The organism is Roseburia sp. 499, from assembly GCF_001940225.2.
Lineage (GTDB): Bacteria > Bacillota > Clostridia > Lachnospirales > Lachnospiraceae > Petralouisia.
In genome coordinates, this window is sequence record NZ_CP135164.1 from 827,177 (window position 1) to 851,256 (window position 24,080).

Below are 24,080 nucleotides of genomic sequence, written 5' to 3' on the forward strand. Positions count from 1 at the left end.
GGTTAATGAATTTAGTAGATGTGTTCATTAACCTCTTTTTGTATATGCCAATCCGTTGATTTACACAGACATAGCAGTAATTAAGATACTGCCCGGTCTACCACAGACTTAGTTTTCCATTTTCCCTGGAAGAATCGGATGACTCCGGCAGCTCCGGCTAGAATCCAGGTGAGGCCATTGGTGTACCATACGCCCCACATGCCGATAGCCGGAATTGCCATCAAAAGATAAGCAAAGCCGATTCGTCCTACTACTTCGGTAAGACCATTTATCATGGCATAGGCAGCATCACCTACACCATTTAACATACCACGCGTAACGTAAATCATACCTAAGGCAAAGTACATAAGACTGGTGATACAAAGTCCTTTGGCACCGATTTCGATAATGTTCGGATCATCTACAAACAGTTTTACAATAGGTTTTCCAAACAAAAACATGACTACAATCATCAGCAGGCTGAAAATCAGAACAATAAAGGTGCTCTTTTTACAACTGGTGCTGACACGGTCATACTTTCCTGCACCTGCATTTTGACCGGCAAAGGTGGATACTGCGGTCCCAAGAGAACCAAATGGTTGCTGTACCAACTGTTCTACGCGGCTGGTTGCAGTATAGGCTGCCATTACAGTTGCACCGTATTTATTTACGACACTTTGTAAAGCCACACAGGAAAAGGCAATCAGTGCATTTTGACCGGCTACCGGAAGGCCAATTTGAAAACTCTTTTTTACGATATCAGACTCCATTACAAAGTGGTGTTTTTTTAACTTCATATATGGATTCTTCCAAAGGGCAAAAAGGATAGAACCAATCGCAGAAAGAAACTGTGCAATGACAGTTGCCCAAGCAGCACCGGCTACGCCCATATGGAAAACCAGTACAAATAAAAGGTCCAATCCTACATTTATAAAGCTTGCTACAATCAGAAAAATAAGAGGTGTCTTGGAGTCCCCAAGAGCACGCAAAATAGAGGAAATTCCATTATAAAGTGCTACAATAACAGTAGCTCCGCATACAATCTGCATATAGATGACAGCGTCCTCCATGTTTTCCGGTGGTGTGTTCATAAGAGTCAAAATAGGTCTTGCAAATACAATACTTATTATACTCATTCCAATTCCTGTTCCCGTAATAATGTAAACAGAGTTTGCTATGATTTTTTTTACATATTCGTCTTTCCCGGCACCAAAAAACTGTGAAATTAAAATACCAATTCCGGAAGTCAGACCAAGGCAGAGGGAAAAGAATAAAAAGTTTAGATTTCCTACAGCACCTATAGCACCAAGTGCATTAGATCCTACAAATTTACCTACAATAATGGAATCCACCATGTTATAAAGTTGTTGAAAGATATTTCCTACCAACATAGGAAGCGCAAATCTTAAGAGCAATCCTACTTCATTTCCTTTTGTCATATCGCATACATATCTTTCCTTCATAAACCCGCCTCCTAGTTTTCATCAACGTGATAACAATATATCAACTTTTTTGAAAGAGTAATATAATAGATTCGTATAAAAATAGAATAAATCTATCATTTACAGAAAAACCACTCTGTGCTATATTTAAAAGCAAAATGAACGTCAAATAACATATTTAGATAGAAAAGAGGAAGAAAAATGGAACTGATTACAAGACCACGTCGTCTGCGTGGAAATGCAGTGCTTCGTAAGATGGTACGAGAGACTAGAATAGATGCGTCTAGTCTGGTATATCCCATGTTTGTAATGGAAGGGAAAAATATTAAGGAAGAGATTCCGTCCATGCCGGGGCAGTATCGTTACAGTGTGGATCGAATGGAAGAAAAATTAACGGAACTTGCAGATGCAGGAGTTAGTAGCGTAATGCTTTTTGGAATTCCGGAACACAAGGATGAAGTTGGAAGTGGAGCTTACGCAGAAGACGGTATTGTGCAGAAGGCATTTCGTAAGGCAAAAGAAGTCTGCCCGGAACTTTATATGATAGGGGATGTATGTATGTGTGAATATACGTCTCATGGACATTGCGGTGTGTTGTGCGACCATGATGTGGATAATGATAAGACTCTGGAACTTCTGGCAAAAACAGCATTGTCACAGGTGCAGGCAGGAGCGGATATGGTGGCACCTTCTGATATGATGGATGGAAGAGTGGCTGCAATTCGTGCAAAATTAGATGAGAAGGGATATGTAAATACACCGATTATGTCTTATGCGGTGAAGTTTGCCTCATCTTTTTATGGACCTTTTCGGGATGCAGCAGGGTCAGCACCTTCCTTTGGAGATAGAAAGTCTTATCAGATGGATTTTCATAATCGTAGAGAAGCTTTGAAAGAAGCTATGCTGGATGTGGAAGAGGGAGCCGACATTATTATGGTAAAGCCAGCTATGGCATATGGTGATTTGATTCGGGAGGTAAAGGACAGAACTGATATACCGGTAGCTTCTTACTCGGTTAGTGGCGAGTATGCGATGGTAAAAGCGGCTGCTCAGGCGGGATTTATTGATGAAGCGAGTATCTTGTGTGAAATGGCAGTCAGTGCTTATCGGGCAGGAACCGATATCTATATTACTTATTTTGCAGAAGAATTGGCAGGCTATATGAAAGAAGGAAGAATTGGATGATAACAAATTCAGAGTATTTATTTAAAGAAGCAGTTAAGGTTATTCCGGGGGGAGTGAATTCCCCGGTGCGTGCATTTGGTTCTATAGGTTCCACTCCAAGATTCATTAAGCGCGCAGAAGGCGCATTCATTTATGATGAGGACGATAATCAGTATATTGATTATATTGGTTCCTGGGGACCAATGATTTTAGGGCATAATCAGAAGGATGTATTGGAAGCGGTAACAGAAGCATGTAAGCATGGATTAAGTTATGGTGCAGCTACGGAAGTAGAGGTAGAGATGGCAAAACTGGTATGTGAACTGGTTCCTTCCATAGAAATGGTGCGTATGGTGAATTCCGGTACAGAAGCAGTTATGAGTGCGATTCGTACTGCAAGAGGATACACGAGGAGAGATAAGATTATCAAGTTTACCGGATGTTATCATGGTCATTCGGACGGGCTGTTGGTAAAGGCAGGTTCCGGAGTGATGACGGCAGGTGTACCGGATAGCCTGGGAGTGCCAAAGGGCTGTACTCAGGATACATTGTCTGCGATATATAATAACCTGGATAGTGTAAAAGAGCATTTTAATCGATGTGGAGAAGAAATAGCGGCTATCATTGTAGAACCGGTAGCAGCTAATATGGGAGTTGTGCCACCAGAACCGGGATTCTTAGGAGGATTGCGCAGTATCTGTGATGAATACGGAGCGCTGTTGATTTTTGATGAGGTAATTACCGGATTTCGCTTGGGAATTGATGGAGCACAAGGGTATTATGGAATAAAGCCTGATTTAACTACTTTTGGAAAAATCATTGGTGGTGGAATGCCGGTAGGAGCTTATGGCGGAAGAAAAGAAATTATGGAAGTAGTAGCTCCATTAGGTGGTGTATATCAGGCAGGTACATTAAGTGGAAATCCGATTGCTATGGCAGCAGGACTCACCCAGCTTACTATATTGAAGGAAAATCCGGAGTTTTATAAAAAGTTAAATGATAATGGAGAATGGTTTTTTGAAGAAATCCGGAAAATTGTATCGGATGCAGGATTACCTTATCAGGTAAATCATGTAGGTTCCATTGGTTCTCTGTTTTTTACCAAGGAAAAAGTAAAGGATTATGATAGTGCAAAGACTTCAGATACGAAGGCATTCGCAGATTACTGCAATTATATGTTGAAGGAAGGCATTTATCTGGCGCCGGCTCAGTTTGAAGCAATATTCCTGTCTATGGCGCATAGCAGAGAGATATTAGAACAGACTCTGGAGGTTATGAAAAAATATTTCTTATAGTTCTTTACAAAAAATTTAAAAAAACTTAAATACTTTTTGACTAGACAAGTAGTATGATAGTGAAAGGAAGGAAAACAGAAGAATGGAGAGGGTACAGTGACGAGTGAAGAACGAAGAAGACGAGAGGCATGTCTGGCACGGAGAAGAAAAAGAAAACGGAAAAGAATCCTACAGATGGTACGAAAAGGTGTGATTAGCTGTGGTGCAGTCTTAGTAGTGGTTTTAGTAATCATACATATATCCCAATCGGCACAGGCAAGTGAGAATATATCAGAACAGTCCGTTGATGAGATGGCAGAGGATTTTAAACAGAAGGTGATTTTAGAAGCACCGGATTATCAGGTGGAGCTTTTAACGCCGAATGAATATTCTCGACCACAGATTGCCATGGACGAGGTAAGAGGAATTGTCATACATTATACAGCCAATCCGGGGACTACGGCGGAACAGAATCGAAGTTATTTTGAAAGTTTAAAAGATAGTCATGAGACGAAGGCAAGTAGCCACTTTGTAGTAGGAATTGATGGTGAAATTGTTCAGTGTATTCCAAGCTCTGAGATTTCCTATGCGTCCAATGACCGAAATAATGATACAATTTCTATTGAGTGTTGTCATTTAAATAAGGATGGCAAGTTTACACAGGAAACGTATGATTCTTTGGTGCACCTTACGGCATGGCTTTGTGGAAAGTTTGATGTTCCGGTGGAAAATGTCATTCGACATTATGATGTGACCGGAAAGGAATGTCCTCTTTATTATGTGGAACATGAGGATGCATGGAAACAGTTTAAAAAGGATGTACAAGATTATCTGGATACTTATGGAGTAGAACCGGAAGAGGATTTGTCATAAAAGGAATCTGAAATATCAGATGGTTGTCTGGTGTTTCGGATTTTTTTTTCGTAAACGACACCACTCGCGCGCGGCGAATTCCGCAAGCGGAATTCTTTTTCATAGAATTATGATAGAATTAACAGAAAATTGATATGTGCTATATCTTGCCAAAAAAGAAAGTATAAAGTAAAATAAAAGTCAGATTGTGGAAAAAAGGAGAAGAATATGGTAGAGCAGCATTATGAGAGCTTGAAAACAGAAGAAAATCCGAGAAAAGAGCTGATTTCTATAAAACAGGAATTAAAGGAAAAAGCTGTTGTCTTGGAATGGCAGAAAAAGCTGCAGGGAAACTATGATATTTTTCTGAAATTTTTAGAGCATGAAGATGCAAAAGTGCGTAAGAATGCGGCGTTGATTTTGGGAAATTTGCAAGCGCAGCAAGCAGCACTATCGTTATATGAAGCATATCAGGCAGAAACACAGCGTTTTGTAAAAAGTGATTATCTAACAGCTTTATCTCAATTGGATTATGAAGCGTTTGTGCCGGAGTTACAGCAGCGGTTGAAGGAACTGGAAGAATATAAGCCGGCAGAGAATGAAGAAAAGCATGTGCGAGAAGAGATGACGGTATTGCGTAAGATGCTTTCCGACAAAGAAGAGAAGAAACACCATGTTTTTCGAGGATATAAGGAAAACTATGAGGTTATTCTGACTACTGGAAAGAAAAATCAGGAGATAACAGAGCGGCAGATAAGAAAAGGAAAGACGCTTCGAATGAAAAGTGGCGTACGGGTAAAAACAGATGATATCAGGGAGTTGTTGGAAATTCCCACTTATCGGGAAATGTTGTTTTTACTTAATGCGAGAACGTTGCAACCGCAACCGGAACAGGCAGCAGACACGTTGGTAGCATCAAATTTGTTGGAGCTGTTGAAAAAGGCACATGGGAGCGAAGAGACCTGCTATTTTCGCCTGGGGATTCATGGTAAGATGCCTTTGGATAAGCGAAGTGAATTTGCCAAGAAATTAGCATTTTCTTTAGAAAAGAAGACAGCTTATCGATTGAGAAACTCTACTTCTGATTATGAAATAGAGATAAGATTGATGGAAAAAAGTGATGGAACATTTCTTCCGTTGATAAAGTTTTATACTTTGTCAGAAGAGCGATTTTATTATCGAAAAAATACCATTGCGGCATCAATTCGTCCGGAACAGGCAGCGACAGTGGCAGCACTTGCAAAGCCGTATATGGAAGAAGATGCTCAGATTTTGGACCCGTTTTGCGGTGTGGGAACGATGCTTCTAGAACGAAATCGAATCTGTCCGGCAAGAGTGATGTACGGGATTGATATTTTTGGAAAAGCAATTAGTGGGGCTAGGGAAAATACAGAACTGGCAGGTCAGAATATATACTATATTAACAGGGATTTTTTTGAGTTTACCCATGAATATCTTTTTGACGAAATTATTACAAATATGCCGGAACGAGGAAAAAAGAGTAAGGAAGAACAGGATATTTTTTATCAAAGATTTTTTGAAAAAGCAGCAAAGGTTTTAAGGGAAAAGGGAAAGATTATGATGTATTCCAATGAAAAAAACTTTGTGAAAAAACAGCTGCGTGTAAGAAAAGATTTTACTATGTTGCAGGAATACAGTATGGACGAGAAGGATATGTATTATCTGTTTATTATGGAAAAAAGGGGCTAGAAAACAATGAGACCAGAAGAAAAAATAATAATGGACGGAGAAGAATTACAGGAATTACAAGAAAAGTTCTGTAAAATGCACCATATATATAGTGTTTATTTAAAAGGTGATGTATCTCAGGAAGACATGATTCAGATAAAGGGCTGGAAGGGGGTTGGTGAATATATCAACCTGGAAATCTGTAAAGATTTGCTTTGGCAGTTACAACAGTCCGGAGTAGAAGATGTTGTGGAAGCAGATCTTCCGGTGGATTATGTAAAGGTATGTGCAATAGCGGTACGGGTCAATCAGAAGGTAGTAGCAACTTGGCTGATAGGTGGAATACTCATGGATGAAATACCTTCAGAGGTTGTTTGGGGGGAAGAGGTAAGTGGTACTACCAAAGAAGAATTTGCAGAAACAGTAGAATTTTTGTGTAGTATGTTACGGAATTATTTTAAACTGGGACTTGGAACGATAGAGGCAAGTGAGGAATCTGAAAAAAGCCGTCAGGCAGAAGAGCATATGAAGACAGAGTTGCAGCGCAGTGAGGCCATGGCTTCTGTTGTACAAATGTTGGAATCTGAGCAGGAATTTTCAGAAGTAATTGAACAGATATTTCAGTATACAGGAGCGTATTTGAAATTGGAAGGGGCTCAATTACTTCAGATTGCGGAAGAAAATGATAGCGCTTCTGTGATATGTGAGTGGATGGAAGAGGGCTTGCAAAATCAAAGGAAAAAGCATCAGATAAGACCGGTGAAAGAATATCCGTTTATGAACGGAAAACCATATATGCTTTCTAGTAGTACGCCATTGAACCAAGAATTTCGTGTATTTTTTCAACAGGAAGGACTTAGGGCCGGAATGTTTCTTCCAATAGAGGTAAACGGAAATTTGGCAATGTATTTGTCTTTAATGGTATATAACGGGGAAAGAGAGTGGAAAGTAACAGAAATTAAGTTTGCCCATGATGTTCGTAGAATTATTCAAAGTATATGGGCGAAAAGAGTTGCACGGAATTCACTGGAAAGTTCCTATGATTCTCTAGAAGAGATATTAGATAATATTGAATGTGGCATCTGTGTATCCTCTTTGGAAGAAAGAAAGATGCTATTTACCAACCAGAGGTTTTCTACACTTTTCCCAAAGAGTATCTTGGAGAAAAAAATAAATCAGGTACTGGAAAGGGTATTAAGTGAAAAGGAACAGGGAGAAATATATATAACAGAAGAGAAAAAATGGTTCGATGTTCATCGTACAGAGATTGTATGGGTCAATGGAAAAAATGTTGCTCTTCATACGATTTATGATATTACGGAGAAGAAAAAATATCAGCAAAGAATAGAAAAACAGGTGAATAATGATTTCCTGACAGGGTTATATAACCGAATGCGTTGCGAAGAAGATGTGGCACAGTATATCAAACAGACCAAAGAAGATGGTGACGAGGGGGCACTGTTGTATATGGATTTGGATGATTTTAAACATATTAATGATGGATTGGGACACCAGTATGGAGATGTACTGCTGAAAGCAATTTCTCACAGCCTTCAGCGAATTGAAGGAATAAAAAGTAGTTGTTACCGTATGGGTGGCGATGAATTTATTATTGTAGTTACCCATAACATGTATTGGATGTTGGGAAAGATTATTGATGAGATTTTTGAGATATTTTCCAAACCATGGTTCCTAAAAGGGGCAGATTATTATTGTACAGCGAGTATGGGAATTGTACGTTTTCCGGCAGATGGAGATAATGTACAGGACTTGATAAAAAAAGCAGATATGGCATTGCTTGAAGCCAAGAAGTCTGGTAAGAACCGGTATGCATTTTATGGCGAAGGATTAGAATGTGGATCCTTTAAACGACTGGATTTAGAGAAAAATATGCGTAATGCTACGATGAATGCTTGTGATGAGTTCGAAGTATATTATCAACCGATTGTAGATGTAACAAAACCGGGAAATCCTTGTACCGGTGCAGAGGCTTTGATTCGGTGGAATTGTGAGAATCTTGGGTTTATTTCTCCGGGAGAATTTATTCCGCTTGCGGAGTATTTGGGACTTATTAATCCTATCGGAGATTATGTTTTAAAAGAGGCATGTCATAGTTGTAAGTATTGGAATGATATGGGACATCCGGAGTATAAGGTAAATGTGAATCTTTCTGTTGTTCAATTATTGCGCAATGATGTAGCAGAACGTATCCAGGAAATATTGGAGGAAACAAAAATGAATCCAAAGAATTTGACACTGGAAGTGACAGAGAGTCTTGCAATTAATGATATGGCAAGAATGCAACAAGTGTTGCAGAAAATCAAAGGATTAGGCGTAAGAGTAGCGTTGGATGATTTTGGAACCGGATATAGTTCCTTGAATCATATTCGCGAAATGCCAATAGATGTCATCAAAATTGATAAATGCTTTATTGATGATTTAGGGGAGGAACCATTTGATGAGGCATTTGTAAGGATTGTCTGTGAACTTGCTGCTACTATTGGAATGCATGTGTGCGTAGAAGGGGTAGAGAATGAGCAGCAATATGAGATATTGAAAAAAATGTCAATAAAGATGATACAGGGGTTCTATTTTGGGAAACCTATGACCAAAACAGATTTTGAGAAAAAATATTTGTAAATATTAAATTTTTCCATTGACAATTTGGATAACATTTGATATTATTTTAAAGTCGTCATGACAACAGCATCATTTTCATAATGGTGTATGCGGAAGTGTCGGAATTGGCAGACGAGCAAGACTAAGGATCTTGTGATAGCAATATCGTGTGGGTTCAAGTCCCATCTTCCGCATTCTTTCATTCAAAGGGTTCATCCGTTAGGATGGACCCTTTTGAATTAGAAGCGAAGGGGCATTGAATACAGTGGATTCAAGGTCTCCGCTAAAGTAAGAAGGAAGCAGACTATGGAGAAAAAATTACAGGAAAAATATAAAGAAGCGTTGGACTTTTGGAATCAGACATTAAAATCATCAAAAGAAGATTATGCAGATATCCATCCGGAAACAGGCTGGCGTGAATTGGAAAGTGAAACAATCTGTGCTATTTTTGATAAAGTGACGAATTGGAGTAATGTGTTGGACTACGGTTGTGGTAGTGGATGGGCAGATGTCTATTTGATTAAAAATGGAAGTGACCGGGTTACCGCAGTAGATGTTTCGGAAAATGCAGTTGAATCTGCAAAGTTATATGCGGAAGTATTTCAGGTAGCAGATAAGATTGAGCACAAAGCAGTACAAATTGACTGGTTGGAACAACAGGAAGAGGACACATACGATAATGTCATCTGTATAAATGTGGTAGATGTTGTGCCGGATGAGGTTTCAGATAGTATCATTGCAAATCTGAGAAAGGTTTGTAAGAAAGGCGGTCAGGTGATTATCGGTATGAATCCGTATTTTGATGAAGAAATGCGTTCAAAACGCGAAGATATTACCTGGGAAGGACACTATATGTTTGCAGATGGAGTACTTCGGATGAATAATCATCCCGATGAAGAGTGGATAGAACGGATAGAAAAATACTTTACGGTAGAAAAAGTAGAATATTATAGAATGGATCAGGAAAAAGAAGGAGTAAAACGCCGCTTGTTTTTCTTGAGAGCATAAGAAAAAATCCCTTGGTGTAAGGAGAAAGTAATGTATCGGATTGTAATCTGTGATGATGAAGAAGAAATATTGGAACATATTGTCAAAAGAGTAAGGACGAGTTTTGAACAACTGTCTATTTCGGCACAGTACACTGCGTTAACAGATTCCAGAGAACTTATAAAAATACTGGAAACACAGACGGTGGATATTTTATTTTTAGATATTGATATGCCTTATTTTACCGGAATGGATATTGCTAAGGTGATTACGGATAGAGGTTTAAAAACGTTGCTGGTGTTTGTGACCAGTTATGATGCATTAGTGTATCAAACCTTTGCTTACAGACCTTTTGGATTTATTAGAAAGTCTTATTTTGATAAAGAGGTAGATGAGGTTATCGGGCGTTTAGAAAAAGAATTATTATCATGGAAAGAAGAACTAATTTTACAAAAGGGGCAGGAAGTGATTAAAATTCCAATGGATGATATTTATTACATGGAAGCCAATGGAAATTATATTAATATATATACGGAAAATGGAAATGAAAAATATCGAGAGACCATGACAAAGATTGAAGAGAAACTTAAGGGCAAAAAGTTTGTCAGATGTCATAAAGGATATCTTGTGAATACCAAATATATCAGTAGAATGAACAGTAATGAGATAGTGTTGACGGATGGTAGGATAATACCCATCGGAAGAAGCTATGAAAGAGAAGTGAAACAGATAATACTTGAACAGATGAGAAGATAAACAAAGAGAGGACTCGTATGGCATTTAGGATAATTTTCATACTAACAGTGCTGTTGTGTGCAGTGATTTTTTTGTGGATGAAAGAGTGGAAACAGAGAAAAGCGGTGGAAAAAGAAGAAACTGAGAAGGATAAGCAGCTTACTCGATATATAGCAGAAAACATTGATATGGAAAAGGCACTTTTAGAAGTGAAGAAAAAATATGCAAAGCAACAGGATATGGCAGAGGAAATTAAAAAGATGCAGATGCAGAGCCGGTTGTTAAAGCATGATATGAAGAATCATAGTCTGGTAATACTTTCTTATCTTAACGAGGGGAAAGTGGAAGAGGCAAAGGATTATACCAGTAAAATTCTGGATAATCTAAATAAAATGTATACCTATATCAATGTAGGTAATTCTCTTATGAATTACATAATTAATCATAAGTTATCGAATGCCAAAGAGCAGGGCGTTGAAATCAAAGCAGAAATTGAAAATCTGGCTTTTGCATATATGGATAGTGTTGATTTTTCCGCATTATTAAATAATCTTCTGGATAACGCAATAGAAGCGGCGGTTCAAACAAAAGAAAAGAAGATGGAGGTCATCATATCTAATCAAAAAGGATTGGATTCCATAGTAGTGAAAAATAGTATAGATACTTCCGTGCTAAGAAATAATCCGGAATTTAAGTCCACAAAGGAAGGGGAAGGACATGGATTCGGAATGGTACAAATAAGAAAAATTACAGAGAAATATGCTGGAATGATAGATATTTATGAAGAAAAAGATTATTTTGTAATAAATGTCGTTTATCCCTGTTAGAATACGGTTTATCCCAAGGTCATTGACCAAGGGATATTTTTTTGTTAAATATTTTGTAGAGGACAACAAGAAGGATAGAGGGAAATCTATGATAGTAGTCAAGGATGTGAGAAAACAATTTAAGGATAAACAAGTGTTAAAAGGAATTTCTTTTCATATTGCACCATTTGAGTGCGTGGGTATCATAGGAAAAAATGGTGCCGGAAAGACAACACTTTTAAATATGATATCCGGTATTTTGAAGGCAGATAGTGGTTTTATTCGTATCAATGCCTGCAAGGATATATTGAGCGATGTGCAGGTTCTAAAAAAAATGTCTTATGTGTCAGGAACAAGGACACAGTTATGGAGTGATATGAAGCTAATTTATTCTTTCGAAAATTGCAGAAAGATGTATGGCATAAGTAAGCAGGAGTATGAAGAAAGATTGCAAGAATTGGTAGAATTTTTTGATATCAGAGATTGTCTTCAAGAGCCGGTTACACATCTCTCGTTGGGGCAAAAAATGCGGGCAGAACTGGTCTATGCATTTTTACCGAAGCCGGAAGTATTGCTTTTAGACGAGGCTACCATTGGCTTAGATGTTTCCGTAAAGGATAGGATTATGAAATTGTTGGAGGAGATGAAAAAAGAGAAGAAGACAACCATTGTCTATACAAGTCATAATCTTATGGAAATAGAGAAACTTTGTGACAGAGTTTTGGTCTTGGATGAGGGAAATATAATCTTTGATGGAAGCGTAGAAGAAATTCGTAAAGAGTCTGCTCCGGAATATCAAATGGATATAGAACTGGCGGGAACAGTTCCGGATTTGGAAGATTTGCCGATTGAAAAATATACGATAAATCACAACATTCTTTCGATAAGATTCAATAAGCAGAAAGTGGAAACAGCTGTAATTATGAAGCATATGATTGACAGATGTTCCATAAAAAATGTGAAGATTACGGAGCCGAATTTGGAAGACACGATTAAGAACATATACGGGAGGAACAGTGTAAGATGATTGAAGTGAAAAATGTAAAAAAATATTATAAGGTTGCTGAGCGGGAGAAAGGAATCGTTGCATCGCTAAAGCATTTGTTTAACAGAAAGTACGAGGTGAAAAAGGCGGTGGATGATATCAGTTTTTCCATAGGCGAAGGAGAAATTGTTGGATTCATCGGGCCAAACGGAGCAGGTAAATCAACGACTATTAAGATGCTTTCCGGAATTCTTTATCCGGATGCAGGAGAAGTTGTAATTGATGGATTTATTCCTTATAAACAGCGGAAAGAGTATGTAAAAAATATCGGAGTTGTATTTGGGCAAAAGACACAGTTGAATTGGGATTTACCACTAATAGAAAGTTTTGAACTGCTGAAATACATATACAAAATACCGGAGGAGAAATATCAGAAAAATCTTAAGAAGTTTACAGAACTTCTGGATATGCAGGATTTTATAAATCAGCCGGTCAGACAGCTATCCCTGGGACAAAGAATGCGTGGAGATATTGTGGCAGCGCTTTTGCATTCTCCGAAAATTGTATTTTTTGATGAACCTACCATAGGGCTTGATGTGGTAGCAAAAGAAAAAATCAGGGAATTTATCAGATATATGAATGAAACAGAGAAAACCACAATGATATTTACGACCCATGATATGCAGGATATTGAAAAGGTGTGCAACCGGCTCATTATCATTGATAAAGGTACAAAGATATATGATGGTGGCGTAGAAGAAATTAAAAACAAATATGCCTCTTGTAAAAATATAGAGATGCTTCTGGAGGATGGAACAAAAGAAAATTATGTATTTGATGTTAATAAGATTCCAATGAATGAAGTGATGGAGGAGTTGTTTTCTCGTTTTTCTATAAAGGATATTTCCATTCAAGAACCGGAAATTGATGGGATTATTCGTGATATTTATGAAGGAGGAATACGCGTGTGATGAGAGTGTATATGGAATTCGCTCTGAAAAAATTTCAGAATCGATTGGCATACAGATTGGAATTTTTTATGGGGATTATCAATACTATCATAACAATTGTAGTATTTTGCAGTATTTATAAAGCATTATATGCGGGGACAGAAAGTGTAGATGGAATTACATTTCAGATGGTTGCTACTAATTTTGTTATTTCGTTGGGGCTTTCGAATGCATTTTCTTTCGATGAGATGTTTTTACAGAATAAACTGCATGATGGAAATATTACCAGTGAATTCTTGAAACCGGTGGATTTTAAGTTTCGGATGCTTTGGGAAAATATTGGAGAAGGAATGTTTAAAGTCTTTTTTCATTTTGTTCCGGCAGTGGTGTTTTGCAGCTTTTTTATAGAGTTGTGTGCACCGAAAGACGGAATCAGTGTTCTATTAATGGGAATCAGTGTAATTTTAGGTTATCTTATTTTATGGCAGATTAGTTTTATCGTGCAAACATGGTGCTTTTGGTTGTTTAGTGTGTGGGGAATTATAACCATTAAAAATGTTGTGGTAAATATTCTGGCGGGCTCGATGATACCGATATGGTTTATGCCGACGTTTTTGAGAAAAATAGTATCATATACTCCATTTGAATCCATTTATTTTACACCAATAAGAATTTATCTGGGAGAATTGGCTGGGAATGAAATTCTGTATGGTATGGCAATGCAGGTGGTTTGGATTGCAATATTGTATCTGATTGGAAATCTTTTTTGGAAAAACGGAGTTCGAAAATTAGTAGTACAGGGTGGTTGAGAAAATTGCGTGGTAGAAATGCCGCGCGGAAATGAGGAAAAGTATGGGTGAAATTAGGATTGCTTTGCAGTCATTAAGAATGAGTATGTTATCGAATCTACAGTATCGGGCAGATTCGATTGTTGCCACAATAGCAGTATTTTTGAGAGAGGCGACTAGTATTATTGTAATTTATCTTACGTTAATGAAATTTGACCATATCAATGGATGGAATGTGAATGAAATGCTATTTTTATTCAGTCTTTTATTTATTACATATAGTATTATTGTGATTCTTTTTGCAGATTTGCGGGACTTTTCCAGCATGGTAAGAGAAGGAAGATTTGACCGTCTTCTGGTTCGACCAAGAGGAATTTTGTGTCAGTTGATTGCAAATCATTCGGATGTGATTGCGGCTATTGGGCATGGAATGTTAGGAATCATCCTTTTTCTGGTATCAGCAGGCCGTGTAGGTGTAGTCTGGAATGTTTCCACCATTGTCTATTATATCAGTACCATCATAGGGGGAGTTTTGATTCAGGGCGGAATGTTCATTATATTCAGTGCTTTAAGCTTTTATTTTGTGGAGACCAATAGTATTCGGGAAGTTTTTTATTGGAATATGCGCAAATTTGCCGGATATCCAATCAGTATTTATAACAAGTTGATTCAGGGAATCATGATTTATGTGATACCGTTTGCCTTTGTTAATTATTTTCCGGCACAGTATCTGTTAAGAAAACCGGATATGGAGCAATATCCTGCAATTTATATGTATATAGCACCCTTACTTGGGGTTGTGGTATATTTGATTGCCTATATATTTTGGAGAATCAGTATTCGGTTTTACAAGAGTACAGGAAATTAGGATATAAGTCTGTTGACAAATTTCCTCTGGACAAATTCTTTTTTTGTGCTATAATCACCCTCGGACTTTATGTGAGAGGTGAAAAAAATTGGAAGAAAAGAAACACATATATCTGATTGATTATTTAAAAGCAATAGGAATTGTTATGGTGATTATTACTCATTATGAATGGGAAGATAAAACAACCCCATTTTTTACCTGGGTGATTGCCATGGCAGTTCCAATTTTTATGTTGCTTATGAGTTATAATTTTTCCATGTCCTTTGAACGGAAGACACATGGCAGGTTTCTGGAATTATATCAGTGGAAAACTGTTATGCCAAGAATTGTAAGATTTACCGTACCCTTTGTTATGATTTTTACACTGGAAATGATATTGGAGCGTCTGGAGGGACAAGCTTATTCTTTGAAAAATATGGTGGTCTGTTTTATAGAAGGTGGTATAGGACCGGGAAGTTATTATTATCCTATTCTGATTCAACTATTGTTTTTGTTTCCTATCATTTATCTTTTGGTAAAGCATGCTTCGTGGCTGGGGGTAGCGGCAGTTGCTTTACTCAACTTCGCTTATGAATATTATGTGCGATATAGTGAAATGGAATTAGATACTTATCGGTTGTTGGCGCCAAGGTATTTGATGTTTCTTGCTATGGGATGTTATCTATATTTTCATTTCAAGGATGAAAAGAAGTACCCGTTGCCTGCTTGGAGCCTGTTACCGGGCTTTGTAGTGGGATTCAGTTTTATTGTATGGGTGTATCAGTTGGAGAATCAGCCGGAACTGGAGCTGTTTCGTTTTTGGACAAGAACTTCTATGCTGACAGCGTTTTACATTTTCCCGATTATATATTTATTGTTCCATTATCTAAAGAATAAAAAGATTCCGGGAAAAGCAGGTGTGTTTTTGTCAGAGATAGGAAAAGCGTCTTATCATATTTTTCTGGTTCAAATGGTTTACTTTGAATTTTTTGATGATGTATTGTTCCCGATGCATCCGGCTATTCCGGTAACCATGGGAAATGTGGTGGTATGTGTGGCAGTAGGGTATGGATTTTATCTTCTTGAGAAAAATTTACATGAGAAATCTACTGGTACTTTTCTGCCGATTCGGATATACTATAGAAAGATGCGCAGTTTCGTACATAATTAGAAAAGTAGTGGAAGGGAGCAATGAAAATGAAGTTTATTTCCTGGAATGTAAATGGGTTACGCGCCTGTGTGCAAAAAGGATTTTTGGAATATTTTAAGGAAGTAGATGCAGACTTTTTCTGCATTCAGGAGTCAAAGCTACAGGAAGGGCAGATTGAACTGGAGTTGCCGGAAGGCTATGAAGCTTACTGGAACTATGCAGAGAAAAAGGGATATTCCGGTACGGCGATTTTTACAAAACATAAGCCTTTAAATGTGACTTATGGAATCGGCATTGAGGAGCATGACAAAGAAGGCAGAGTGATTACACTGGAATATGATAACTTTTATCTGGTAACCTGCTATACGCCAAATTCCCAGAATGAACTGGCAAGACTGTCTTACCGAATGGAATGGGAAGATGCATTTTTAGCATATGTGGACAGCCTGAAAGAGAAAAAATCTGTGATTTTCTGTGGAGACCTGAACGTAGCGCATAAGGAAATTGACTTAAAGAATCCAAAGACGAATCGCAAAAATGCAGGATTTACAGATGAAGAACGTGAAAAGTTTTCTGTGATATTAAGTCATGGTTATATTGATACTTTCCGTTATTTCTATCCGGAGCAAGAGCAAATCTATTCCTGGTGGTCTTATCGATTTAAGGCGAGGGAGAAGAATGCGGGATGGCGTATTGACTATTTTGTAGTGTCAGAGGATTTGAAAGAAAAATTGGAAGATGCTAAAATTCATACGGAAGTAATGGGGTCAGATCATTGTCCGGTGGAGTTGGATATTGAATTGTAAGAAAGAAAACAGAATTGCAAAAAAATGATGTGCATGTTAAAATATTAATAAATTAAGTTAAAACGTGGAGAAGTGCCGCTAGATGACTTGAAAACAGTATGAGCAAAATAATACCGACATCTAATAATTCGTGACATAAAACTAATATAGCATAGCAAACTTCTACGGGTATTATTTTTACAAAGGAGGACATTTATGAAACGAAAAATTGTAGCATGTGGGATGATTGCATCATTACTTTTAGGCACAATGTCAGGTTGCGGAATTTCAGATAAAGTATTTGATGTAGAGATGGAAGGTGCATTTGGAAAAAAGGTAGATGACGAGGAGGATAAATTCTATATTTATTCCTGGAATAGTGAACTACAGGACAGGCTCGAATATGTATATGAGGTGTATCCGGAACTGAGGGATAAGGTGGAATATGTCAATGTTGGAGATTCAGATATCTATCAACAGCGTGTGGATCGTGCATTACGAGTTCCGGATGCCAAGGATTATCCGGATATGATTGCTTTTGAATCTGGGTATATTATGAAATATACAAATAGTGATTACACACTTCCTATATCAGAACTTGGAATCAAAGACAGTGATTTGGAACAGATGTATCCTTATACGTTAGAGATAGCAGAAGACAAAAGAAATGGAGAAATAAAGGGATTGTCATGGCAGAGCTGTCCGGGTGCATTTATGTACAGGGCTGATTTAGCAAAGACATATCTTGGAGTGAATTCTCCGGAGGAAATGCAGGCAAAGATTTCAAATTGGGATGATTTTCTGGCAACGGCGGAGCAACTAAAAGCAGCATCTAATGATTCAGTAAGAATACTTTCTTCCAATAAGGATATTTCTAATGTGTTTTATTCCAATAAATCGGTTTCATGGGTAGACGATAATAATAATTTTCAGATGGATGATACAATGGCAGAATACATGGAGGTGTCAAAAAGGCTTGAAGGTGAGGATTTGACATGGAAAACAGACACATGGACAGATGAATGGAGTAATGGGGCAGCCACAGACAATGTGTTTGGGTATTTTGGGTGTACATGGTTTTTGCATTGGACAATTAAAGCAAACTGTGGAGCAACTTTTAATGAGGATGGAAGTTTAGATACTTCTTCTAGTACAGGAACCTATGGAAAATGGAATATGTGTCAGGGACCTATGCCCTATTATTGGGGAGGAACATGGCTTGGTGCTACTGCGGAATGCTCAGATAAAGAAATTGCCGGAAAAATTATGAAAGCATTATGTTGTGATACGGATGTTATGCAAAAAATGTCAGAAGAAACGATGGATTATGTTAATAATAAAGCGGCAATGCAGAATTTGTCTTCAGAGGGGAAAGGTACATACGACTTTCTTGGTGGGCAAGATTTCATTAATGCATTTATCCCTTTGGCGGAGGAAGTAAATGTATCATGGATGAGCGCTTATGATGGAAAAATTAACGAACTCTTAGAACTTCAGTTAGAGGAATTTCAGCAGGGAAATAAAACATATGATGATGCAATTGCAGATTTTAAGAAGGCTGTAGCAGATCGTTATCCAAGACTGAATGTACAATAGAAGGAGAGAGCGTATGAAAGAGAGAAAAACAAAAGTTTTAAGTGGCAGTTCCCTATACAGTATCAAGCATAAGTTGATTCTATGCTTTTTGATACCAATTGTGTTTATGGTTATTATTGGAGTTGCGTCTTATCAGAAGGCAGCAGAAGGATTGGTTCTGGAGTTTAATCAGGCGACACTCCAGACGGTTGGCACTATGAATGAGTATATTAATATGCGTTATGAATATATTCAGGCAGAGGCGTTAAAGTATGCGTTTGATTCGAATACACAGAAATATTGTAATCCGGATGCAGATGCAGATGCCGTTGCAAGACAGGAGAGCAAGGATGCATTGGAGACTGCTATGGTGGATTCAGTTGCAGCGAATCCATTTATTGAGAATATTCATATCGTACCGAATAGTTCACAACTGATTTTGTCGTTTTCTAATGGAGCAACGACGCAGGGGATTTATGAGGATATTGTGGACCCAATGAATGGGGAGACACTTGAACGTTGGACTGATGAACATAAAGAATTGGATCAGACATTGGGTCTTACTCAGAATGATTATCTGTTGGCTTGTCAGATGGATACACAGGATATGAATGGTGGAGTCATTATTGATGTTAAGGAGTCGGAAGTTCGCTCTTTTCTGGAACAGTATGATTTTGGTGACGGAAGTATTGTGGGGTTTGTTACAAAAGGTGGAAAAGAGGTAATATGTGGAGAAAATGAGACAGAGAATATATTTGGGGAACAGAAGTTTTTTAAGGATATTGATCCGGATGTAAAGCGTAATGGAATTTCAAGAGTGAATTACGAGGGAAAAGAGTATGTATTTTTCTATAGCTATAGTGACAGGGCAGAAAGTACGATTTGTGTGTTAGTACCTTTAAGTGTTGTAACAAGCCAGGCGAATGCGATAAAGGTTTTGTCAGTGGTATTGGTTGTTGTGGCATCATTGATTGTTATTATAGTTGGAATTATCATATCTGCAAGCATCCAGAAAAATATGACGAATGTGGTTTCAAAACTTGGTCAGGTAGCTGATGGTGATTTGACCGTTACAGTAGATGTTAAGAGCAAGGATGAATTTAGAGGATTGGCAGAGGCAGCTACTCATATGATTCGAAAGAATCGAAATCTGGTAAAGAAAGTTGAGCTTGCAACAGAACAGCTTGAAGTGTCCACAGAAGAAGTGAAAGACGCATTTGGAATGATAAGCGAGTACTCTGAGAATGTATCAGCTGCAATATCAGAAATCAATGATGGAATGGAAGAACAATTTAATCATGCGCATAGTTGCGTTGAAAAGACAGAACTTCTTTCGGAAGAAATGCAGCAGGTTATTCAGGTTACCAGAAGTGTGGAAACGCTAGTTGCTAATACAGAAGAAATGTTAGGAAAAGCAAAAGAGATTATCTATAATTTGGGGCTTAGAGCCAATGATGCTTTTACCATTACGAATAGAGTAGGGCAGAGTATTGAATCTCTGGCAAAGGAATCTAATGTTATAAATGAATTTATTTCAACAATTTCAGATATATCTGAACAGACAAATTTGTTGTCTTTGAATGCAACTATTGAAGCGGCACGAGCTGGTGAGGCTGGTAAGGGATTTGCAGTGGTATCTGATGAGATACGTAAGTTGGCAGATAGTTCTTCTGAAGCGGCAGGCGAAATTCGCAATAAAGTCGATTTGATTATTGGGCAGACGAATGAGAGTGCAGAATATGCAAAAGAAGCAGAGTCTATGGCAAAGTTGCAACATGAGGCGGTGGATGAAGTAATAGAGGTCTTTGAAGCAGTTGGAGAAAGTATGCATGCTCTTGTGGATGGTCTGATGAAGATTATTGAAAGCACTGAAAGAGTAAATAGAGAAAAAGATGGTACACTTGTTGCGGTTAATGAGATTTCTAAAATTATTGAACAGACAGCACAGAAGACAGAGTATGTAAATGAAACTATGAATAGTATGCAGAATCGTGTGAATAATCTTACGAATGCAGCAGAAAACTTGGATCAGAACATGGAAGAACTTAAGTCAGAGATTTCAGTATTTCAGATTGAGTAAAATTTTTCAGGATAGGGCTGTCATTTATGACAGCCCTATTATATTGCTTTAGCAATAAGTTATTTTTATGAAAAAAGTTTACAGATGTCTGTGAAAGATAACGTTTTAAAGAAGGAGAAAAAAACAATGGAAAAAGGAGATATTCGATTTCGAAAAGTAATCGTTCATATATTAGATTCTACAGTGGGAATGCCGGTGCTTTCCGATACTTTGCTGGATTTCGGTTCAGACTTCGGAGACTTCTTGCGAGAGCATATTTATAAAGTAATGGCAACCGATGATAAGAAAAGCTGTGAGTTTCGTAAGGAAGAATCTGCGGTATATCAGCAACTTCTGCCACTAACAGAAGCGGAAGTGACAGATGAAGCTTTTGTAGAGGCAAGTCAGCAGATTTCTACACATTTATACGAAATCATGAATAAAAATATAGATATTCCACCGGCTGATTTTGTAGTAGCACTGTTTGAAACAGATACGGCAAAGCATATTGCAATGTTGAAAATGGATTATAAGACATCCTACACGCATCATACTCAGTCAGATGCATTTGGAAATACCAATGAAATTATTAAGTTTCGGGCGATTCTTCCTACAGAAAGCCAGAAGTTATCAGAGGCGGCTATTGTAAATCTCTATGACTTTTCTATTTCACTGATAGAAAAGAAATATGATGTGAATGGAGTGAAAACCAATTATTTTTCCAAGCTGTTTCTAAATTGTAGTGGAGCGTTATCGCCAAAAACACAGCTTGCTATTGTCACTAGGGCAATCGAAAATGTGCAGAAGAAATATTATAACGATTCTGAGCAGTTTGAGGTTCAAATGGAGACAAAGCAGATTATACATAATCAGCTAGAAGAGACAGGTATCGTAGATGTACCATTTGTTTTGGATAAGGTATTTAAAGAAAAGGAAGAATTCAAACAGGAAGTAAACGAGAAGCTGGAGAAGTATCATATTGTAGCGGATACTCAGATTGAACCGCAGGCGGAAAGCACCACAAGAAAGTTTGCCAAGCAGTATCTTTCTACTGATACAGGAGTGGAAATCAAGATTCCAATGGAACAGTATCAAGATGGAGAACATATTGAGTTTATTACCAATCCGGATGGAAGTATTTCTATTCTGATAAAGAACGTGGGACATATTACATCGAAATAGAATTATTATGTCAAATAGCACCGTTAAGTTACAAAATAGCACAGGTTCATTGCAGAAATAGCGAATAAATGATAGCATAAATGTAAGTAAAAGACAGAAAAAATGCAATGAGGAGACGAATCATAATGAAAAGTAAAATGAGAACGATTCGAATAGCAATCTGTGATGACGAAGAATTTTATCGCAATGAACTGGAAAAGCTGGTCAGTGTTTATGGAAATGAAGCAGAGGCAGATTTACAGATAGATATTTATTCGGAAGCGCACACATTGACAGAGGCAATTGAGAAAATGGAAAAGATGTATGACATTATTTTCTTTGATGTTGATATGCCGGAAATGTCAGGGATTGAAGCAGCAAAAGCAATCCGAAAGGTAGATGAAAATGTACTCATTTGTTTTGTTACCAGTCATGAACGATATGCCTTAGATGCGTATGGAGTGGATGCTGTCGGTTACGTTATTAAACCTATGAAATATACAGATGTTAAGAAAATCATGGAAAAGGCAAAAATCCAGATATATTATCGTATGGATGAAGAAAAAGCACAGAAACGGTACTTAGAGGTTGTATCTGGAAGAGCAAATGTGTTGATAGATTTGGAGAAAGTGGTATATATTGAAAAAAGACGGAATCAGTGTGTCTTTCATATGACAGATGGGGAGCAGGTCTGCTATGATACATTGGCAAAAGTGTATAAGCAGTTGGATGTAGAAACATTTTTATATACGCATCAGGGATATATTGCGAACTTTCATTATATCAAAGAGGTAAAACGAGATGCAGTCTGTTTTGGGGCAGGGATGGAAATTCCAATTAGCCGCAAATATTATGAACCGATAAAAAAACGTCATATGGATAAGATATACCGGATTCGTGATGAGAGAAATCGGAGTACATCTTAGTCATAGTTTGGAATTAAAATATTAACGTGGAAAGTAGTTTCCGAATAAGAAATATCAATTTGTCCGTTTAAGGCGTCAACAACCTTGCGGACATTTTTTATGCCAATTCCATGAAAAAAATTTTTATCCGTCTTTGTACTAGTAAAGAAACCGTCTTTTTCCTGAATATTTTCCATGTGGTTGTTATCAATCATAATTTCAAGATAAGATTCAGCCTGTTTCATATCAGCTTTTATCCAGCCATCCGGGCACTTTGAAGCGGCAGTGATGGCATTGTCAAACAGATTGGCAAGGATAGTGGTAAGTGTAAAATCGTCTATATTTATATGTGAAAAATCCGTCTTAATCTCACAGTTTATTTTGTGTCGCTTGGCTAACTGCTGCTTTTCATTTAAAATAGCAGATATCGTAGGAGAGGAAGTTTCAATGAGCGCAGGAGCAGAAAAATTCTCGGCAATTCTGCCAATATATTCATGTATTTTATTAAAATTTTGCTGAGCAGCATAGCCGTCAATAATAATCAGGTGATTTTTAATGTCGTGACGGATGGAATGTAGGTCTTTCAGATTTTCTTCAATGTGCGCAGCATATTCCTGTTCCATCCGTTCCATTTCAGATTGTATTTTGTAGTTGGCATTTTCCGTAAGTAAAGAAAGAAACTTATCATAAAGCGAAATGCACAAAATGATGAGGATAGCAATAGTTGAAAAGATGGAGGAAAGTACATAGGAGTCAGGATTTTCCATACAAAGGTACAGAGTGACATGGCTTAGCACCAGGCTGATACCAAGAATAACCAAATTGAAATATATCTGGTAGTGATTGTGGAAACTCCGAATCTTTTTCATATTTGTGTAGAGAACATAAAAGATATAAGCGAGAAAACATACAATAATTGTTTTGTATGTTTGATATAGTGGGGATATAGATAAAACATCTGTATCATTTAAAATACAGGTGTGCATAAATAGAATAAGTGTTAAAAGGATATAGGAAAAAATTTTATACTGAACGAATATAACAATTGTTTTTTTTAGGTCTGGATACAAAAAACTTAATAAAAATAAAGTATCAAATAAATAGCAAAAGAATGTAGCATATGGAATATCTTGTGGTATGGAGTATAAAAAATAAATGGTAAAGTAAATAAGTTTATTCTTCAGAGGAATTTTCTTGTGTGATTCATTCACTGAAAAACGTAATAAAAAAAGAATATTAAAAAAATTGGATAAAATATCTAAATATATTCGATAAAATTCATTCATGATGTAAACCTCCAATATGCATATATATAATGGTTCAGTTGT

At 37.4% G+C, this 24,080-nt stretch carries 20 protein-coding genes and 1 tRNA gene; 19 read left to right on the top strand and 2 right to left on the bottom strand.

The window, feature by feature from the left end; all coding sequences use genetic code 11:
- Positions 1-80: 80 nt before the first annotated feature.
- A complete protein-coding gene (locus BIV20_RS04190) occupies positions 81-1,442 on the bottom strand; it encodes an MATE family efflux transporter (RefSeq protein WP_075718404.1) in 1,362 nt (453 codons plus the stop codon).
- A gap of 180 nt (positions 1,443-1,622) precedes the next feature.
- Here BIV20_RS04190 and hemB point away from each other — a divergent pair, with 180 nt between their 5' ends.
- The 19 genes from hemB to BIV20_RS04285 all read left to right on the top strand — a co-directional run bounded on the left by hemB (position 1,623) and on the right by BIV20_RS04285 (position 22,773).
- Positions 1,623-2,606, top strand: coding sequence for a porphobilinogen synthase (hemB, locus tag BIV20_RS04195; protein ID WP_075718406.1), 984 nt, complete (start codon positions 1,623-1,625; stop codon positions 2,604-2,606).
- Positions 2,606-3,880, top strand: coding sequence for a glutamate-1-semialdehyde 2,1-aminomutase (hemL, locus tag BIV20_RS04200; RefSeq protein WP_075719170.1), 1,275 nt, complete (start codon positions 2,606-2,608; stop codon positions 3,878-3,880). Before hemB ends, hemL begins: the two co-directional genes overlap by 1 nt.
- Before the next feature lie 96 nt (positions 3,881-3,976).
- A complete protein-coding gene (locus tag BIV20_RS04205) occupies positions 3,977-4,732 on the top strand; it encodes a peptidoglycan recognition protein family protein (protein ID WP_075718408.1) in 756 nt (251 codons plus the stop codon).
- 207 nt (positions 4,733-4,939) lie between these two features.
- Entirely contained in the window at positions 4,940-6,421 is a 1,482-nt protein-coding gene (locus BIV20_RS04210; protein WP_075718410.1) for a methyltransferase, read from the top strand.
- A gap of 6 nt (positions 6,422-6,427) precedes the next feature.
- The gene (locus BIV20_RS04215) at positions 6,428-9,040 is read left to right on the top strand and encodes a putative bifunctional diguanylate cyclase/phosphodiesterase (protein WP_083655089.1); all 2,613 of its coding nucleotides are present in this window, start codon (positions 6,428-6,430) and stop codon (positions 9,038-9,040) included.
- Between the two features lie 89 nt (positions 9,041-9,129).
- Positions 9,130-9,213, top strand: a tRNA-Leu gene (locus BIV20_RS04220).
- Positions 9,214-9,325: 112 nt separating this feature from the next.
- Positions 9,326-10,027, top strand: coding sequence for a class I SAM-dependent methyltransferase (locus BIV20_RS04225; RefSeq protein WP_075718412.1), 702 nt, complete (start codon positions 9,326-9,328; stop codon positions 10,025-10,027).
- 30 nt (positions 10,028-10,057) lie between these two features.
- Positions 10,058-10,762: a LytR/AlgR family response regulator transcription factor gene (locus BIV20_RS04230; RefSeq protein ID WP_075718414.1), complete on the top strand. Its 705-nt coding sequence runs from the start codon at positions 10,058-10,060 to the stop codon at positions 10,760-10,762.
- 17 nt (positions 10,763-10,779) lie between these two features.
- Positions 10,780-11,568, top strand: a complete 789-nt coding sequence (locus tag BIV20_RS04235; protein WP_075718416.1) for a sensor histidine kinase — start codon at positions 10,780-10,782, stop codon at positions 11,566-11,568.
- A gap of 88 nt (positions 11,569-11,656) precedes the next feature.
- Positions 11,657-12,574 (top strand): ATP-binding cassette domain-containing protein, encoded by a 918-nt coding sequence (locus tag BIV20_RS04240; protein ID WP_075718418.1) that lies wholly within the window; start codon positions 11,657-11,659, stop codon positions 12,572-12,574.
- Positions 12,571-13,503, top strand: coding sequence for an ABC transporter ATP-binding protein (locus BIV20_RS04245; RefSeq protein WP_075718420.1), 933 nt, complete (start codon positions 12,571-12,573; stop codon positions 13,501-13,503). The genes BIV20_RS04240 and BIV20_RS04245 overlap by 4 nt, the downstream gene beginning before the upstream one ends.
- Positions 13,503-14,291, top strand: a complete 789-nt coding sequence (locus BIV20_RS04250) for an ABC transporter permease (RefSeq protein ID WP_075718422.1) — start codon at positions 13,503-13,505, stop codon at positions 14,289-14,291. Before BIV20_RS04245 ends, BIV20_RS04250 begins: the two co-directional genes overlap by 1 nt.
- 43 nt (positions 14,292-14,334) lie before the next feature.
- A complete protein-coding gene (locus BIV20_RS04255) occupies positions 14,335-15,138 on the top strand; it encodes an ABC transporter permease (RefSeq protein WP_158024903.1) in 804 nt (267 codons plus the stop codon).
- Positions 15,139-15,226: 88 nt separating this feature from the next.
- Entirely contained in the window at positions 15,227-16,288 is a 1,062-nt protein-coding gene (locus BIV20_RS04260) for an acyltransferase family protein (RefSeq protein WP_075718426.1), read from the top strand.
- 26 nt (positions 16,289-16,314) lie between these two features.
- Positions 16,315-17,073, top strand: coding sequence for an exodeoxyribonuclease III (locus BIV20_RS04265; protein WP_075719174.1), 759 nt, complete (start codon positions 16,315-16,317; stop codon positions 17,071-17,073).
- A gap of 195 nt (positions 17,074-17,268) precedes the next feature.
- Positions 17,269-18,648, top strand: coding sequence for an ABC transporter substrate-binding protein (locus BIV20_RS04270; RefSeq protein WP_075718428.1), 1,380 nt, complete (start codon positions 17,269-17,271; stop codon positions 18,646-18,648).
- A gap of 13 nt (positions 18,649-18,661) precedes the next feature.
- Positions 18,662-20,707: a methyl-accepting chemotaxis protein gene (locus BIV20_RS04275; protein WP_158024904.1), complete on the top strand. Its 2,046-nt coding sequence runs from the start codon at positions 18,662-18,664 to the stop codon at positions 20,705-20,707.
- 126 nt (positions 20,708-20,833) lie between these two features.
- Positions 20,834-21,868, top strand: a complete 1,035-nt coding sequence (locus tag BIV20_RS04280) for a nucleoid-associated protein (RefSeq protein WP_075718432.1) — start codon at positions 20,834-20,836, stop codon at positions 21,866-21,868.
- Between the two features lie 125 nt (positions 21,869-21,993).
- A complete protein-coding gene (locus BIV20_RS04285) occupies positions 21,994-22,773 on the top strand; it encodes a LytR/AlgR family response regulator transcription factor (protein WP_242939779.1) in 780 nt (259 codons plus the stop codon).
- On the opposite strand, the gene BIV20_RS04290 is transcribed toward BIV20_RS04285, so the two are convergent.
- On the bottom strand, positions 22,770-24,038 hold the full coding sequence (locus BIV20_RS04290; protein ID WP_075718434.1) for a sensor histidine kinase: 1,269 nt from the start codon (positions 24,036-24,038) through the stop codon (positions 22,770-22,772). The genes BIV20_RS04285 and BIV20_RS04290 overlap by 4 nt on opposite strands.
- Positions 24,039-24,080: the final 42 nt, after the last annotated feature.